Annotated in this window: 12 protein-coding genes; 8 read left to right on the top strand and 4 right to left on the bottom strand. The window is 40.3% G+C overall.

Features of this window, described 5'->3' with window-relative positions; all coding sequences use genetic code 11:
* Nucleotides 1-31 precede the first annotated feature (31 nt).
* Nucleotides 32-1,747, bottom strand: coding sequence for an acetolactate synthase large subunit (locus ACZ0NX_RS01410; protein ID WP_464405099.1), 1,716 nt, complete (start codon nucleotides 1,745-1,747; stop codon nucleotides 32-34).
* A gap of 263 nt (nucleotides 1,748-2,010) precedes the next feature.
* On the opposite strand from ACZ0NX_RS01410, the gene ACZ0NX_RS01405 reads away from it, so the two are divergent.
* The 3 genes from ACZ0NX_RS01405 (at nucleotide 2,011) to ACZ0NX_RS01395 (ending at nucleotide 5,897) form a co-directional block, all read left to right on the top strand.
* Nucleotides 2,011-3,204: an SLC13 family permease gene (locus tag ACZ0NX_RS01405; RefSeq protein WP_464405097.1), complete on the top strand. Its 1,194-nt coding sequence runs from the start codon at nucleotides 2,011-2,013 to the stop codon at nucleotides 3,202-3,204.
* A gap of 368 nt (nucleotides 3,205-3,572) precedes the next feature.
* Nucleotides 3,573-4,949, top strand: coding sequence for a PTS ascorbate transporter subunit IIC (locus ACZ0NX_RS01400; RefSeq protein ID WP_415689653.1), 1,377 nt, complete (start codon nucleotides 3,573-3,575; stop codon nucleotides 4,947-4,949).
* A gap of 219 nt (nucleotides 4,950-5,168) precedes the next feature.
* Nucleotides 5,169-5,897 carry a GntR family transcriptional regulator gene (locus ACZ0NX_RS01395; protein ID WP_464405095.1) on the top strand — a complete coding sequence of 243 codons (729 nt, stop codon included), beginning with the start codon at nucleotides 5,169-5,171 and terminating at the stop codon, nucleotides 5,895-5,897.
* Nucleotides 5,898-5,998: 101 nt separating this feature from the next.
* Here ACZ0NX_RS01395 and rpsT read toward each other — a convergent pair whose 3' ends face one another.
* A complete protein-coding gene (gene rpsT, locus ACZ0NX_RS01390; RefSeq protein WP_004130697.1) occupies nucleotides 5,999-6,259 on the bottom strand; it encodes a 30S ribosomal protein S20 in 261 nt (86 codons plus the stop codon).
* Between the two features lie 151 nt (nucleotides 6,260-6,410).
* Between rpsT and lepA the strand changes: the two genes are divergently transcribed.
* The 5 genes from lepA to ACZ0NX_RS01365 all read left to right on the top strand — a co-directional run bounded on the left by lepA (nucleotide 6,411) and on the right by ACZ0NX_RS01365 (nucleotide 17,047).
* Nucleotides 6,411-8,291, top strand: a complete 1,881-nt coding sequence (gene lepA, locus ACZ0NX_RS01385; protein WP_464405093.1) for a translation elongation factor 4 — start codon at nucleotides 6,411-6,413, stop codon at nucleotides 8,289-8,291.
* Nucleotides 8,292-8,344: 53 nt separating this feature from the next.
* Entirely contained in the window at nucleotides 8,345-9,613 is a 1,269-nt protein-coding gene (gene hemW, locus ACZ0NX_RS01380; RefSeq protein WP_464405151.1) for a radical SAM family heme chaperone HemW, read from the top strand.
* A gap of 60 nt (nucleotides 9,614-9,673) precedes the next feature.
* A complete protein-coding gene (locus ACZ0NX_RS01375; RefSeq protein WP_060786776.1) occupies nucleotides 9,674-10,129 on the top strand; it encodes a tripartite tricarboxylate transporter TctB family protein in 456 nt (151 codons plus the stop codon).
* A gap of 195 nt (nucleotides 10,130-10,324) precedes the next feature.
* Nucleotides 10,325-12,874, top strand: a complete 2,550-nt coding sequence (locus tag ACZ0NX_RS01370; protein WP_464405091.1) for a BspA family leucine-rich repeat surface protein — start codon at nucleotides 10,325-10,327, stop codon at nucleotides 12,872-12,874.
* A 549-nt stretch (nucleotides 12,875-13,423) separates the two neighbouring features.
* Complete coding sequence (locus ACZ0NX_RS01365) at nucleotides 13,424-17,047, top strand: leucine-rich repeat domain-containing protein (protein WP_464405089.1); 3,624 nt, start codon at nucleotides 13,424-13,426, stop codon at nucleotides 17,045-17,047.
* Between the two features lie 138 nt (nucleotides 17,048-17,185).
* Here ACZ0NX_RS01365 and ACZ0NX_RS01360 read toward each other — a convergent pair whose 3' ends face one another.
* Entirely contained in the window at nucleotides 17,186-17,467 is a 282-nt protein-coding gene (locus ACZ0NX_RS01360) for a type II toxin-antitoxin system YafQ family toxin (RefSeq protein WP_464405087.1), read from the bottom strand.
* The gene (locus ACZ0NX_RS01355; protein WP_464405085.1) at nucleotides 17,464-17,778 is read right to left on the bottom strand and encodes a type II toxin-antitoxin system RelB/DinJ family antitoxin; all 315 of its coding nucleotides are present in this window, start codon (nucleotides 17,776-17,778) and stop codon (nucleotides 17,464-17,466) included. Before ACZ0NX_RS01355 ends, ACZ0NX_RS01360 begins: the two co-directional genes overlap by 4 nt.
* Nucleotides 17,779-17,917: the final 139 nt, after the last annotated feature.

Genomic DNA, 17,917 nt, shown 5'->3' with positions numbered 1-17,917 from the left:
AAAAATTGTTTTTACCAATCTACAACATACTTTAGTTGCCAAAGTCAATGTCTCCAAGCTTTTCAATAAGCTTCATGTTTTCGCTATAATCCACTGGGCAAGATATAACGTCAACACCGCTTTCTTGAGCCAAAGCCTCTTTAAGCATGTTGTATAAGTCTTCTGGCTTTTGTACAACGTGGCCTCTTGCGCCAAAGCTTTCCGCCAACTTTGGAACATCTGGATTAGTAAAATCAACGTATTCGTGTTCTCCAGCGTGCAAGTCCATCTTCCACTTAATCAAACCGTACGCGTTGTCTTCCCAAACCAAAACCACCATTCTAGAACCAACGCGAACAGCGGTTTCAATCTCTTGAACGTTCATCATAAAGCTGCCGTCGCCCATAACAGCAAGAACAGGCTTTGTGTTGATTTTTCCACTATTATCTTTAATAAACGATGCTCCAACAGCTCCAGGCAAAGTCCAGGCCATTGTAGAAAGACTGTTATCTATAATGCACGTATTTGGATGCATTGTTGGGTAAAGCCTTGCCATCCACATTTTTAGTGCGCCAGTATCTACAAGAACCTTAGTTCCTTCTGCAACAGCACGACGAGTATCGTAAACAACGCGCTGAGGCTTCATAGGAATGCTATTATCGTTTTCAAACGAACGCAACTCGTCTGTAATCATTTGACGAATCTTTGGGTGAGTTACGTCAAAAGTAACGTTTCTATCTTTAAGCACGCTCGTAAGCGCTTTAAGCGTTTGGCCAATATCTGCCATAATGTTTAGCGCAGTAGGGTAGTGAGCGTCTGTGTCTTCAACAAATGTGTTTATGTGAATAATCGTCTTGTCAATATTTGGATTAATCTTCTTAGGGTCAAATTGCTGAATTGAGAATCCTACAGCAATAATCAAATCTGCTGTATCGAAAGCAAAGTTCTCATAATCTCTATGCATAAACCCAACTACGCCAAGAGCATTCGGGTGATTATCTGGGAACACACCTTTGCCTTCAAACGTTGTTGCAACTGGAACATTAAGCTGTTCTGCAAAATCTAGAAGCTGTTCTTGAGCGTGGCTTCTTGCAACGCCGTTTCCTGCAAGAATAATCGGCCTTTTTGCTTGGCTAATTATTTTAGCAGCTTCGTAAATTGTGTCTGGAGCTGGAAGAATATGTAACGGCTTTGGAAGCGGAAGTGGCTTTGCATCTTCTGGCACACTCATTTCGCTAATATCTTCTGGAATAACAAGGCAGGTTGCTCCTGGGCGCTTTCTTTGAGCGATTGAGAAAGCTTTTCTTACGATTTCTGGAGCTGTGCTTGGGGCAAGCATCATAGAAGACCATTGAGTAATTGGCTGGAATAATGCTACTAAATCAATGATTTGGTGAGATTCCTTGTAAAGTCTAGAAACGTTTCCTTGAGCGCATATTGCAACAAGCGGAGTTGTGCTTGCATTGGCTTGAGCTACAGGAAGTGTAAGATTTAGCGCTCCAGGCCCCAGCGTTGCCAAGCATACGCCTGGCTTTCCAGTAATATGCGCATAAGTTGCGGCCATAAATCCAGCGCCTTGCTCGTGGCGAGTGAGCACAAAGTGTATGTTTCCATTTCGCTCAATTGCCTCTAAAAGCGGAATGTTTTCTTCGCCTGGAATTCCAAAAACAACCTCAACACCTTCGTTTACAAGGCATTCTACGATTAAGTCTGCTGTGTTTCTTTTATGGCTTGTTGGTTTTTGAGTTTGCGATTCTTTATTTGTCATAATTGCGTTTCTCGCTTTGTGCTTAATATGATTGTTAGCCTTGCGACTTCTTTTCCATTTATAATATAGACATGCAAGACATGTGCATTTTGCGCGTGTCATAAAAATGGGCGGATTTTTACCTATTCGCTTTATGGCAAAACTAAAGCACTTTTGAGCCTATATGCCTTGTTATTTCAACGATTTTGTCGGGAATTTTTGTCCCTTTGGATTGGGTCTCTTATACAATTTTATAAGTTGTGTATTTTTGTTACGGAGGAACGATGAGGCGTTGGCTTCTGAATCTGGTCAAATGTGAGACCATCCTTATTGTTGCCGCCGTTTTAGCTGTTATTTCTTGCTTTTTTGTTCCGCCCGATGCACAATATTTTAGCTATATTCACGTAAACACTATTTCTCAGCTTGTTTGCTTAATGATGGTTGTTTGCGGATTCCAGCGAATAGGCGTTTTTAGAAGCATTGGCGCAAATCTTCTTAGAAGAGTTAGAACTGAGCGCGGATTAGTTCTGGTTCTTATGTCTCTAACGTTTTTCTCGGCAATGCTTATTACTAACGATGTTGCACTTGTAACCTTTGTTCCTTTTGCGCTTTCTGTTTTAATGATGGCAAATGCCGAAAAGCATGCGATTCTTGTTGTTACCTTAATGACTATTGGTGCAAACGTAGGCAGTATGCTAACTCCTATTGGCAATGCGCACAATTTGTATCTTAAAGCGCTTACTAAAATGTCTACGTACGATTTTCTTTCTATTATGGCTCCGTACACGCTTACTGCTGCGATTCTTATGATTGCGTTTGCGTTTGTGTTCTTTAGTTCTAGAAAAGTAGATCAGTTTGCAGGCTTGCACGGAGACGACATTGAGCAGGGCGTTTTGGCTCCGCACGCTCAATCGCCTAAGCCAGACGAGATTCGCGTTATGGGCTATGGCGTTGGCTTTACTCAATGGCGAGTTATTGTTTACAGTCTTTTGTTTATTTTGTGCTTGTGTGGAGTAGCTGGCTGGATTCCAGACTGGATTATGGTTTTGGCAGTTGTTATTGCCTTTATTGTTTGCGATTCGCATGTGTTCCGTGCTTTGGATTGGGCTTTGCCTCTTACGTTTATAATGTTCTTCATTTTTATTGGAAACATGCGCAGGGTTCCTGGATTTACCGAGATTGCGCAAATGTGGGTTGGTTCTCACCCTATGGAAGTTTCGGTTGTTTCTAGTCAAATGATTAGTAACGTTCCAACAACTATTTTGCTTTCTGGATTCTGCGACCAATGGAAGATGCTTATTATTGGCACTAATCTTGGCGGCATGGGAACGCTTATTGCGTCTATGGCGTCTTTGATTTCGTACAAGAGCATTACGCATAAGTATCCTCATAATAAGGGTCGCTACTTGCTTATGTACACAATTGTGAATCTTCTTTTCTTAGCTGTTTTGATTGGTTTGGCCTGGATTATTGAGTAGTTTCTGGCGTGTGTTCTGGCGTGTCTTTTAGCACAATTATTGTGATTATTTTCACATATTTTTATGTTATTGCTCAATGAAAAACCAGAAATTTTCACTTTATATGCGATTTTGTTATATTATTTTCTGTTAAATCGTGATTATACGTAATAATTTTCATTTTATTTGTGATTGGCCTGAAAATCAGCAAAAATTCAATATAACATTATAACAAATTTATGTCTTGGCTTATCTATTATTATGACTTTTGAATCAAATAAATTCGGGCATTCTGGTTTGACTTAGTTAATTACACTATCTCTCTTGTAATTTTCGTTTCATGCCAAAATGCGTCTAAAAATATTAACATACAAAATAAGGAGAGAACTGTGAACGGTATTCTTTCTATACTGCTCGATGTTTTCCGTCAACCAGCTGTAATAGTTGCAATGATTTCTTTGATTGGACTTGCAGTTCAAGGCAAAAGTTTTTCTAACATTGTGCAAGGTTCGATTCGCACAATGGTTGGATTTTTGGTTTTGGCTGCAGGCTCTGGCGTTGTAACTCAAGCGCTTGATCCGTTTGGAAGCATGTTCCAATATGCTTTCCACGTTCAAGGTGTAGTTCCAAATAATGAGGCGATTATTGGAACCGTTCTTTTAAAGTACGGCTCGGAATCTGCTCTCATCTTCTTCTTTGGAATGATTGTAAACATTATACTTTCCCTAACATCTCGTTTTAAATTCATTTATCTAACTGGTCATGTTGCTTTCTACATGGCTAGCATGATTGCAGTAATCTTCAATGTTGCAGGTTTTAACACTTTAGCCGTTATTATTTTCGGCTCTCTTGCACAGGGCTTATTCATTACGATTTCTCCAGCGTTGGTGCAGTCGTTTATGCGTAAAGCTTCTGGCGAAGATGACGTAGCACTTGGTCACCCAGCTAGCAGTGGTGTTCTTATTGGAACTTTAGTTGCAAAGCTTACGCGTTCTAAAAAGCATCCGTCTAAGTCTACCGAAGATATTAAGTTCCCGTCTGCCTTTGGATTCTTAAAAGACACTACGGTTTTGATTGCGCTTTCAATGGCCATTATTTACGTTGTGGTTGCTCTTTTTGCAGGCCCTGAGTTTATTGAGTCAAAGCTTTCTGGCGGCCAGAACTTTATTGTGTTCGTTATTCTTAAAGCAGCAATGTTCTCTGCAGGTGTTTTTGTTATCCTTGCAGGCGTTCAGGTTGTTTTAGATGAGATTGTTCCAGCATTTAAGGGAATATCCGAAAAATTGGTTAAAAATGCTAAGCCAGCACTGGATGCCCCTATGACCTTTGGTTTTGCTCCAAACGCCGTTCTTATTGGATTCTTAGCAAGCTTTGCTGGCGGAATCGTTGGAATGGTTATTATGGCTTTAGCTGGCACAACGGTTGTTATTCCTGGAATTGTTGCGCACTTTATGGCTGGTGGCGTTACTGGCGTATTTAGCAATGGTCAGGCAGGTAGAAGAGGATGCATTATAGGCGGTTTTGTTAATGGCCTTGTTATTACATTCTTGCCTTTGCTTCTTTTGCCTGTTTTGGGGCATATTGGCTCTGCAAATTCAACCTATTCCGACGCCGACTTCGGTGCGGCAGGCGTAATACTTGGCTATTCAAACGTTGCGGGCGGAAGAATTTTGATTATTGTTGCAATTGCCATTTTCTACGTTCTTTTCTATGCGTCGTCAATAATGTTGACTCGTTTAGAAAACAAAAAGTTGAATCGCAAGTAGTAATCAATTTGCTTCTGGCGCGTCGAATTTATATTGACCTAATAGGCTGATAATATAGATTTGATATATAGTCAAAAAGCAGTTTTGTAAGAATTGTCTTAGAGTCATTGTCTTATAGTCATTGTCTTGGGATTATTGTTTTGGGGTTATTGTCTTTAAATCATGATTTTAGGCAATTCTTACAACGCTTTTTTAAACATTCTGGTTGGAGAGTGAATTTTGACCGAAGGTGTACCTAAATATATAGCAGTGCGCGATAACCTTAGAAAGCGCATTGACTTAATGCAGCCGCAGGAGCAGCTCCCTACAGAATTGGAATTGTGCAAGCAATACAATGTTAGTCGAATAACGCTTAGGCATGCAGTAGATAGTTTGATTCTAGAAGGCTTGCTCGTTAGAATCCAAGGAAAAGGAACTTTTAGAGCAGAAAATATTGTTCATAGTTCTAATCGAGAAGTTATTTCGGATCAGATTCAAGGGTTCTATCAGAATTATTCCGAAGATAATGCAAACGTGCGAATTAAGGTTATTCAAAACAGCATTGTTAAAGACGAGTCGGCTGCGCAAAAACTTGGACTAGACGAATCAGAAGACTTGATTTGCATAAAAAGATTAAAATACGTTGATAACGTTTTATCAAGTTATATTGTTGTTTATCTTTCGGCATCTAGATTCCCTAAGGTTTTGAATATCGATTTTTCTAAGCAATCAATAGTGAATTTCTTGGAAAGTGATTATGCTGTAAAGCTTTACGAAAATGATTTATTAATTCGCGTTGAACAGTTATGCGACGATATGTCTGAATTTTTGCATGTTGAGCCAAAAACGCCAGCGCTTACTGTTGAGTCGATTGTTAAAGATTCATTTGGCTCTATAATCGCCTTTGGCGTTGGCATACATACGCCTAATTATGGAGATATTCAGTTTAATATGCACGTTAGCTCGTGAGTTTTTGCACTGTTTTGTGAATACAAAAATCCCCGTTGCCAAATGAAATTAAATGGTAGCGGGGATTTTTTAAACTCTAATCAATTCGCAATTATGCGATATTAAAGAGCGTTGATTGCTACAGCAAGACCAGACTTGCGGTTTGCAGCCTGATTCTTGTGAATCACGCCACGGCCTGCAGCCTTATCGAGCTTCTGAGAGGCCACTGCAAAAGCAGCCTGTGCAGCAGCCTTGTCACCAGCGGAAATGGCTTCGCGAGTAGCGCGGATAGCAGTCTTCAAAGCAGACTTTACTGCCACGTTACGCTTGTGTGCCTTTTCATTGGTGAGCACGCGCTTTTTCTGCGACTTAATGTTTGCCACTATTACTCCAAACGACGTTTGCTATACTAAGGACATACAGTGAGCAAGCATAGCATGGTTTATGGATAAGTCCTCTGGGTAGTCGAGTTGCTACCATTGATTAATTGCAGGTTTAATGCCTAGTCGATTTTATTTAAAGGAGATATTTGCTTTGATTACACCGCATAACCAGCCAGGATTTACGGATCAATCGCTGATACGCAACTTCTGCATTATTGCGCATATAGATCACGGCAAGTCTACTGTAGCGGATCGCATTTTGCAGCTTTCGGGAATTGTGCCAGAGCGCGAGATGCGAGACCGATTTTTGGACCGCATGGATATTGAGCAAGAGCGCGGAATTACTATTAAATCGCAGGCTGTTCGAGTTCCTTGGGTTTTTGACGGCAAAGAGTACTCGCTTGGAATGATTGATACTCCAGGTCACGTTGATTTTACGTACGAAGTTTCGCGTGCGCTTGCAGCTTGCGAGGGTGCGGTTTTGCTTGTGGATGCAACGCAGGGAATTGAAGCGCAGACGCTTTCCAACCTTTATATGGCAATCGAACATGATTTAACGATTATTCCTGTGTTAAACAAAATAGATTTGCCTAGTGCGGAGCCAGACAAGCATGCAGAAGAGATTGCTGGCTTAATTGGATGCAAGCCTAGCGATGTTTTGCGCGTTTCTGGCAAAACTGGCGAAGGCGTAAAAGATCTTCTCGACCAAATCGTGCTGGAAGTGCCAGCTCCTAGTGGAAATCCTAATGCCGCTGCTCGTGCACTTATTTTTGACTCCGTCTACGACTCTTATCGCGGAATTGTCACCTATATTCGTATGGTGGATGGCGAGCTTAAATCGCGTGAAAAGCTTCACATGATGGGCATTGGCATGACGCACGATCCTATTGAAATCGGCGTTATTAGCCCAGATATGACTCCAACAAAAGCGCTTGGAGCGGGGGAAGTTGGCTACGTAATTACAGGCGCAAAAGACGTTAGCCAATCTAAAGTTGGCGACACAATTACTAGTGCTGCGCATCCTGCATCTGAGCCTTTGGAGGGTTACAGAGACCCTAAGCCTATGGTTTACGCTGGTTTATTCTCAATCGATAACGCGCAATTCCCAGAGCTTAGAGATGCGCTAGATAAGCTAAAACTTAACGATGCTGCTCTTATTTACGAGCCAGAAACGTCCGTTGCATTGGGCTTTGGCTTCCGCTGCGGATTCTTAGGTCTTTTGCACATGGAGATTGTTTCCGAGCGCTTAAGTCGCGAGTTTGGCTTGGATCTTATTTCTACCGCTCCAAACGTAACTTATGACGTTACAAGCGAAGACGGCAGTGAGCATCATGTGACTAATCCTAGCGAGTTTCCAGAAGGCAAAATCAAGCGCATTATTGAGCCAATGGTTGCTGCCGACATTATTGCTCCAAAAGATTTTATTGGCGCGATTATGGATTTGTGCCAAGATCATCGCGGAGAAATGGGCACAATGGAATACATCAGTGCCGATCGCGTGGAAATGCACTACAGAATTCCTCTTGCGGAAATTGTTTTTGACTTCTTCGATCAGCTTAAAAGCCGCACAAAAGGCTACGCTTCGCTGGATTACCACGAAGATGGCGAGCAGGCTGCAGATCTTGTTAAGGTAGATATTCTTATTCAGGGAGATAAGGTCGACGCTTTTAGCGCGATTGTTCACCGAGATAAGGCATATTCTTACGGCGTTATGATGACAAAGAAGCTTCGCGGGCTTATTCCTCGCCAGCAGTTTGAGATTCCAATTCAGGCTGCGATTGGCTCGCGTATTATTGCGCGCGAAACAATTAGTGCGCTTAGAAAAGACGTGCTCGCTAAGTGCTACGGCGGCGATATTACGCGTAAGCGCAAGCTTTTGGAAAAGCAAAAGGCTGGTAAGAAGCGCATGAAGATGCTTGGGCACGTTGAGGTTCCGCAAGAAGCGTTTGTTGCGGCTTTGGCTACAGACGATAGCGCAAACGACAGAGACACTAAAGATAAAATTCGCGCAGCTCAAAAATCTGAAGGCTGAGGCTTATATTGAATTTTGAATCGAACAAGCTTAGTGAAGATTCGCGTTCAATCATGCCTTTTGAAGTGTACGTGCATGTGCCATTTTGCTTGCGACGCTGCGGTTACTGCGATTTTAACACCTATACAGCTAGAGATTTAGGCGAAGGCGCAAGTCGAAGTGGGTATGCAGATGTTGCGATTCTAGAGATGCGTCTTGTAAAAAAATGGCAGGAATTTCACGGGATTTTTGAGCCTAAAGCGCAATCTGTTTTCTTTGGTGGCGGCACTCCAACCGTTCTTAAAGCGTGCGATTTAGTGCGAATTTTGCGTGAAATCAGCGAATTGTGGGGCATTGTGCCTGGTGCGGAAGTCACTACGGAAGCAAACCCAGATACTGCAGACGAGTCTTATATTCAGGAGCTTGCAGAAGGCGGATTTACGCGAATATCTTTTGGAATGCAATCAGCTGTGCCGCATGTGCTAAAAACGCTTGACCGCACGCATACGCCAGAAAATGTAGAGCGCGGAGTTAAAGCGGCGAACGCTTGTGGCTTGCGTTCGAGTGTTGATTTAATCTATGGCGCGCCAGGGGAGAGCTTGGATGATTGGCGAAAGTCGGTAGAAATGGCTTTGAGCCTGGGCGTTAACCACGTTTCTGCGTATGCGCTAACAGTAGAGCCGCGCACAAAAATGGGTCGCCAAATTGCTGCTGGCACAATTCAAGCGCCAGATGACGATGATGAAGCCGCAAAATACGAGTTGGCAGATAGTCTTTTTAGTTCTGCTGGCCTAGAGTGGTATGAGATTTCTAATTGGGCGCGCCCTGGTTTTGAGTCTCGTCACAATCTTGGATATTGGAAGAACATTGATTGGGCAGGAATTGGCCCTGGAGCGCACTCGCACTACAATGCGGCGAGCGGCATTAGCAAGCAAAGCATGGATGATTGTGCTGTTTTGGCGGATTCAAGCAAGTTTTACAATCTTAGATCTTGGGATATTTTGCATCCAAAACGCTGGGCGCATGCGATTAATGCAGGAAACGTGCCTTGGCAAAATTACGAGTGCATAAATAGCGAGGATGCGTTAATAGAAGAGGTAATGCTTGGGTTGCGCATTAGGGAAGGGCTTAGTGTTGATGAGTTGTGCGCAAAGATGCGCAAAAATAGCTGCGGATTTGACGATTCTTATTTGCAAAAAGTGCTAATCGAAGTGTGTAAAGAAGATTTGGCAGTGTTGCGCGAGAATCGTATTATTGCAACGCGCAAAGGTAGGCTGCTCAACGATTTATTAATCGAAAGAATTGTTGATGCGTGTCAAAATAGTCTGGATGCGCTAAAATGATGCGTATTGTGTGAAAATGATTCATATTGTGTGAAAATTCAATGCAGAAAGGAATCAATCATGGCAAACCGCAAAGAGCGTAGAGCAAAAGCCAGGCAGAATCGTAGGGGAATCCCATCTCAATACGATCAAACGAACGGGCGCGGCCGTGGCGGAATGATTGATGAATATAATCTGCAAGAACATTCCAGAAGACTCCAAGAAAATGGTGTTGATGGATGGAAGCCATCTTCTAGCGTTACGCAAAGCCAAAACAAGATGGAGCGCAATATTAAGCGCGCGCAGGCTGGAGACGATACGTGGAATACTGTTCGTAAGGTTATTGGTGTGTGCTCTTGGGCTGTGCTTTTGCTTTCTGCATTCGCCTTCTTGGTTTTTATGTGGTTGCCAAGTCAGCCGTTGGTGCTTGTTGTAACGATTGCTGTGTTGTTTGCTTTGGGTGTGTTCGGTCTGTTCTTTAGCTTTAGTAATGCTAAACGCAATCCGCGCTTAGACGAGCACGGCACAGCGCTTTAAGTGCTGGCGCTTGCGCTGGTGTTTGCGTGGGTGTTTGAGTGAATGCTTGCGCATATATTCGCGCGTTATTGTTGTGTTTATGCGTTTGGGTGTAAAATATTAAACGGTTTATGCATAGAGTTTTGTGCTTGCATTTGTTTGTACGCATTTTTGTGTGCGCATTTGTGAGCATTTGGTGCGTTGAGAAGGATTATTGTGAAGAAGAGTAATAAGCATATCCGTAGTGCTAGTAATCGTAGTGTTCGCAATCGTAGTGTTTGTAATCATAGTGTTTTTGTGCCGCTTAGTGCTGGTCTTTGCGCAACTGCGTTGGCTATAACTGGGGGAGTTGTGGTCAATGCCTCTGCTGCTTCTAGTGTTGCTGGTGCTTCTAGTGTTACTTCTTCTTCTAGTGTTGTTAAATCGTCTGCTACTACAGTTGCCAAGAAGGCTAATCCTGTTACGGGGGGGGGTGTACAGAATTCTGAGCGTTCTGTTGTTCCAACTGCTCCAGCTACTAGTATTAGTGAAGATAAAGCAAATAACATGGCTGGTTGCGAGGCTGTATTTGATAAAGACGAGAATAAATTCATTATTCGTCCTAAGAATGGTAAAAAAGAGGGTGTTATTTCTTATTCGCTTGAAAATAAAAAAAGGGATTTTGAGGCTATTCGCAATATACTTACAAGCGATAATACTTATGGTTCCACTTTAGAATTTAAAGGCACAATATATGGCTATGGCAGTATTGAAGGATTGTTTAGCGAGACTCACATTGCATCTCTTGGCAATATTGATAAATTTGACGTAAGCAACGTTACTGATATGTCGTATATGTTTAGAGGTTGCTCCAATTTGTCGAATATTTCAGGTTTAAAGGATTGGGATACAAGCAATGTTACTAATATGAATTCAATGTTTAGTAGTTGTTTTCTTGATGATTTTGATACTGTTCAAAGTAGTGCAGATTTTTTAAACCCTATTAGTAATTGGAATGTAAGTAACGTTACTGATATGGGAGGAATGTTTTATTGGGGAACTAATTTAAAAAATATTGATGCTTTGAAAAATTGGAATACGTCAAACGTAAAAAATATGCGTTATATGTTTTCTAATTGCACAAATATCAAGAATTTGGATGGATTAAAGAACTGGAAAACTGGTAATGTGACTGACATGTCTTACATGTTTGAGGATTGCAAGCGTTTACTAAATATTAATGGTGTAGCAAGCTGGAACACAGGCAACGTTACTAACATGGAACGAATGTTTGCTAACTGTTTGCGAAGTACACATGTCTGCGATAGTACGCATGGCAATTGTCTTCTTAATAATTCATTCGTAAGCAGTGTGTCAAACCTTGAAGCTGTTAAAAACTGGAATGTTAGCAATGTGTCGAAAATGGGCGGAATGTTTGCAGGAAGTTACACATTAACCGACATTAGCGCTCTTAAGAGTTGGACATTTAATAAAGATTTACCTTATATTGATTTAGGGTATTTAGTTACAGGCAATCTTATTAATGATGATGATTACGTAGACTTTTTAAAAAGTCTTATAAAAAATTTAAAAGGTTTTCAGGGAGTGCTTGAATTAGACGGTCTTGGATTAGAGAAATTAGACGAAAGTCAAATTAATCAAATATTTGGGAATCCGTATGATTCAATAATTATTATATATGAAAAGTTTGATGAAAATATAGATGCTAATTCTGCTCTTCTTAAATTGAAGACCAAGAAGAAAGTAACTTTGACTTTTACTGGTTCTAAGAAACAAAGTATTGAGATTAATGATTTTCCTGCAGTTTATATTAGCTCCGAAGCATACTTTAATGATGCTCAACAACGTGAGAATGATATTGCAGCTGTGAAATCTGTTGTTAATAAGGCTATTGAAAGTAAGATAAAAGAGTTGCAGAAAACTCATCCAGAGCTTACTGGAAAGTATTCTGCTTCGATGTCAATAGCGAATGTAAATGATGTTTTTCAAACTTATAATCTTGCAGTAGATAGAACGAAAATTAAGAATACAGAGCCTGATCCAACTCCGACTCCGCTGCCGCCTACACCAGAGCCTGAGCCTGAACCAACTCCAACTCCAGATCCAACGCTGAATCCAAATCCAACGCCTGGCGGAGGTAATCCAGGTGGTGGATTGAATCCTAACGGAGGCGGTTCTGGTAATACGCCAGGTAACAACCCGAATAATCCTGGTAATGGCTCGAATAATGGCGACAATACCAATGGTTCGGGCGCTGGAAACGGTGGCGATAACACCAAGAACGATAACACCAATAACAATGGCAATAGGAATGGTGATGCTGGAAACAATAGTGTTGGGAACAATGGCAATAACACCAATGGCTCGAACACTAATCGCAATGGTGGTTCTGCGGGTGGAAATGGTTTAAACGCTGGTGGAAGTGGCTCTAATTCAAGCAATTCCGCTAAGTCGAATGACTCTGATTCTGCTAAGGATTCTGCCAAGGATTCTGCCAAGGATCACTCTGATTCCAGCGATTCTGCTAAAGATTTTGCAAAAGACTCCGATAAGGATTCTAAGGATTCTAAGGATTCTGCAAAATCTTCTGCTAGTAGTTCAGCAAAGCATGCATCAAGCTCTTCAAACGTTGGTTTGATTGCGTCTATTATTGGCGCTCTTGCTGCTCTTGCTGCGATTATTGGCGGATTCTTCTTCTTTATTTTGTTTGGCAAGAAAAGGAAGAAGCGCAAAGACGAAGGTGAAAACAAAAGCGACCGCAGTTAATCGCAGCGTATAAATCCCATAAATAAATTAAGGCGAGCACTCGTAACGCAACGTGCTCGCCTTGTTGTTTTATATGCTTTTTTATTTTGTATTCTGCTTTATTGCTTATATTTTGCTTTTTAGTATATTTACCTAGTTTGCAAAGTGGTTTTAAAGCTATAAATGTATTGGGGGGGGGGTATGCTATACAGCGGTTTGTGCAATAAATTGCAGAGAGAATTGGGATTTTAGTTTGTTCTCATTTGCGTTTTTGTATTGGGAGAAATTGTTATGAAAAACACTAAGAAATACGGTATTCTTGCGCCTTTAAGTGCTGGTTTTTGCGCAACAGTGTTGACTGTAGCAGGTGGACTTTCAGCAAACGTTTCCTATGCAAGTACTACTGCTGCAACGAGTGCGGCGCGTACTTCTTCAGTTAAGTCTTCAGAAGTAAACAGTGATAATAAGTATGTAAAATTTGAAGATTCTGCACTTAAAAATGCGGTTTTAAATTATTTGAAAAACAGTTTTAATAGTTCATCTTGGGGAGATTCGCCTGATGGGGCTCTTTTGGGTGAGAATGATACTGAAATTACCGTTGAACAAGCAAATAAAGTAACAAACTTAGATTTGAGTAGTAGCAGCATATCGTCTATTAAAGGTATTAAGGCATTTAAGAATCTCAAAGCAGTAAATTTAAGCTCAAATAGTATAACTGATATTTCTCCAATAAAAGATTTATCTAAACTTACTGATATTAATTTCTCATTCAATTACGGACTTAAAGATATTTCGGTTGTAAAAGGTTTATCTAATCTTCAAAAGATTAATTTTTACTATGACAAAGTTGCTGATATTACTCCAATAAAAGATTTAAAGAATCTTACTGAAATTAATTTTTCTAATAATGATCCTATTAATGGCGATAAGTGGCAGGATAATATAAATGTCTTGAAAACTGCTAATTGGAATTTAACTGATTTAAAGCTTAGTGGAATTAAAATTGGCGATAATTTAAAGCTTGTTTCAAAGTTTAAGAATTTGAAACATTTTGAAGCTGTTAGTTCTGGTATTAAAACTGTAGAGCCACTAAAAGATTTAACTAGTTTAACTAATTTAAATTTAGAGAGTAATAATATTGAAAATATAGGTGATTTGAGTAAGTTAACTAAGTTAACTAGCTTGAATCTTAATTACAATAATAACATTTCTAATATTAGCGTTTTGAGCAACTTCAAAGATCTTAATGATTTTCGTATTGCAAGGAATAATATAACTGACATATCTTCTATAGCTGATTTGCATAAATTGACTGTATTATGGCTTAATGATAATAAAATTTCTAATACCGCTCCATTGAGAAATTTGAGTGATTTATCTTTGCTTTACATTGGTGGAAATAAATTAAACAACGACAATCTTAAAGATTTTATTAATATGAGCAGTATTGTATGTCTTTGGTTTGAGAATAATAATATTACTGATATTAGTACTTTGAAAGATTTGAAAAACGTTGCTAATATCAATAGTCTGAGAATTGATGATAATAAGATTTCTGATATTTCACCTTTGAAGAGCTTAACAAGTCTTGAGGATTTGTATGCTAATGGCGGTAATATCTCTGATATTTCACCTTTGAAAGATTTGACAAAACTCAGAACCGTTGAGATTAGTCATAATAATATTTCTGATATAACTCCTTTAGGGGATTTAAAAAATCTTAGTTCTGTTGACCTTAGTTATAATAAGATTTCTGATATTTCACCTTTGAAAGATTCCACAGGGCTGTGGACTCTCAATGTTCACGATAACAAGATTACTGATTATACTCCTTTGAATAAGTTAAGTGGTATAAGTTTAGATTATAGTCAAAGTAATCAGATTATAAATGTTACTTTGCCTAGTGGTGTTAAGACTGTAACTGTTCCAGAGGTTAAATTGCCTACTAGAGATGGAGCAGCATATGTGGTTACATATGCCGGTGGTAGTGGTAGTACTGTTGATAAAGACAGTCGTAAGGTAACTTTTAATAATATTTTGAAAGCTAATGAATCTGCAGAAATCACGTTTACTATAAAAAACACGAATGACCCTTCTGACAGTGGTTTCGGTGGAAAATTTATTGTTAAAGCTTCTGGCATTAAATTAAGCATGGTGGATAAGCATAACGATGATGCTCCTAGCAACGATAAGATTGTTGAATCGCTTAATCTTGGTGAAGTTGATAAAGAGGATAAGCCTACTGTTACAAAGATTTCTGCAGTTAGTGAAGACGAGTATAAGATGCGCGTAACCCTTACGTATAAATCTGGGTTCGTAGCTGATGTTGATGTGCCACTAAGACTTATCAAAACTACTGAGGTGCCATTTAAAACAAAGTATGAGGCTGATCTAAACGCTGAGTATGGAAAGCAGAAAACAACTGGTGGTGTTAATGGTATTACAAAAACTACAAGTTATAAGGGTGACGATGGCAAGGTACATTCTAATGTAACGAATACGCCTGCTACCGATGCTGTAATCAATGTTGGTAATAAGAAAGTTACAGTTGAGACGATTGACCCTGGTATGACTTATAAGGCTGATAGCACGCTTAACTATAAGCAAGAGCAAACGACTGAAGGAACTAAGGGCACTAAGACCACTACAACTATATATAAGGTTGATGAGAATAATGGTCTTACAAGCAACGTGGACGGCACACCGACTGTAGATACTGTCAAGGCCAAGGATAAAGTCATCAAAATTGGTAACTTGGAGAAAAAGACAAGCGATATTCCTTTCAAGAAAACTTACGAGGGAAATCCAGATCTTACTTATCAAAAACAGCAAACTAAAACAGCCGGTAAAAATGGTAAAGAAGAAGTTACTTTGACATACAAGGTAGACGCTAAGACTGGCTTAACTACGGAAGTTGAAGCGAAGAAGGGCTTGTGCACCAAACCTGTTAATGAGGTTATACAAGTTGGCAACAAAGAAGTCATTCAAAACAACGATGGCTCAACTACGATTAAGACTTACAAAGTTAACCCGGATGACGGTACTTTAAGTGATCCGACAGTAGTAACGTCACGCCCGTGGACCGATATTGCAAGCGGAGCAGCAGTCTCTGAAGTTTTGAAGGCGAAGATGACCTATACTGCTGATGATTCATTGCCTTACGGCCAAACTCAGAAAGTAAGTGATCCCAAAGACGGAGAGAAGATTACAACTCCGACAGGTAGAGTGGAAAATGGCAAGTGGATCGAAGGTGAGCCGAAAGTCGAAATAAAGGCAGCTGTAAACGGTGTAACTAAAGTCGGTAATAAGAAGGTTACGCATGAGGGCGATAAGACTATTACTACTACGTATGATGTTGATAAAGATACGGGAGACCTGAAGAATCCTAAGGTTCATACATCAATGCCTTGGCAAGAGATTAAGGATAATGCTATTACTGTAAATCCTCAGCCGCAACCATCAACACCAAATCCAGACCCGACTAATCCAGGTGACAATGACGGCGGTAGCGGCGACGGCACTGGCAATACTGGTGATGACAACAGTGTTGAGCCAGATTGGACTTATAATCCTGAATTAAACATTGGTGGCGAGAATACGCCAGGTAGCAACCCTGGTGATAATCCGAATAATAATCCTGGTAATGGCTCGAATAATGGCGACAATACCAATGGTTCGGGCGCTGGAAACGGTGGCGATAACACCAAGAACGATAACACCAATAACAATGGCAATAGGAATGGTGATGCTGGAAACAATAGTGTTGGGAACAATGGCAATAACACCAATGGCTCGAACACTAATCGCAATGGTGGTTCTGCGGGTGGAAATGGTTTAAACGCTGGTGGAAGTGGCTCTAATTCAAGCAATTCCGCTAAGTCGAATGACTCTGATTCTGCTAAGGATTCTGCCAAGGATTCTGCCAAGGATCACTCTGATTCCAGCGATTCTGCTAAAGATTTTGCAAAAGACTCCGATAAGGATTCTAAGGATTCTAAGGATTCTGCAAAATCTTCTGCTAGTAGTTCAGCAAAGCATGCATCAAGCTCTTCAAACGTTGGTTTGATTGCGTCTATTATTGGCGCTCTTGCTGCTCTTGCTGCGATTGTTGGTGGATTCTTCTTCTTTATTTTGTTTGGCAAGAAAAGGAAGAAGCGCAAAGACGAAGGTGAAAACAAAAGCGACCGCGGCTAATCGCATATCATAAATCCCATAAATAAATTAAGGCGGGCACTCGTAACAATCACGTGCTCGCCTTAGTTGTTTTCTGTGTCTTGTTGTTTTTTATGCTTTGTTGTTTGTTTTTATTTCGATTTGCTATTTCTTAAGATTTTATTCGTTAAATACGTCGGAGTGTGTTCCTGTGCGCGAAAGCACAAGCACTACATCATCGTTATCTATGCGATACTCGAGAAACCAATCCACACTTATGTGACTCTCTCGGAATCCTAAATAGTTGCCCGTGAGTGCGTGGTCGCAGTATCTTTCAGCAAGCTTTTCTTGTTGTGCAATCATTCGCACGACGCTATCTAAAAGTTTTATGTCGTAGCCGCGCTTTTTCATACGTTTAAGATCTCTTTTGAATGAATTTAATAATACAACTTTTAGGCTCATTTTAGTGCGTCCTCCAATGCTTCGGTAACATTGTCGTAGCGCTTGTACTCTTCTGGATGCGCTTTCATGTAGTCATATTCCTTAAACGCAGCGATTGTTTCTTTATTGTATTTTGGCTGCTTTAAGTCGAATGGGAGTCCTTCTACCATAAGCGACTTGTGTAAGAACATGTTGATTGCATCGCTTAGAGTTATGCCGAAGCTGGCAAATAGTTCTTCTGCTTGCGCTTTAACATCTTTTGTGACGCGCACGTTGATGCTTGCAGTTTTCGCGGTATTGTTTGATTTCGTTGCTGTTGCGCTGATTGCCATAATATTCTCCTTGATTTTAGGTATTAATGTTTTGCTTCTATAAGTCGTTAGTTTTTCTAGTTTCTTTAGTTTTTGATATTCAGCTATCAACTTTTATTACATTCTACATTGTGTTACTTTGTTTTACAATATGATATAA

The sequence above is a fragment of the Gardnerella rara genome, from assembly GCF_055452355.1.
Note: the sequence above shows the minus strand (reverse complement) of the source record. Positions and strands in the feature narration are given on the sequence as shown.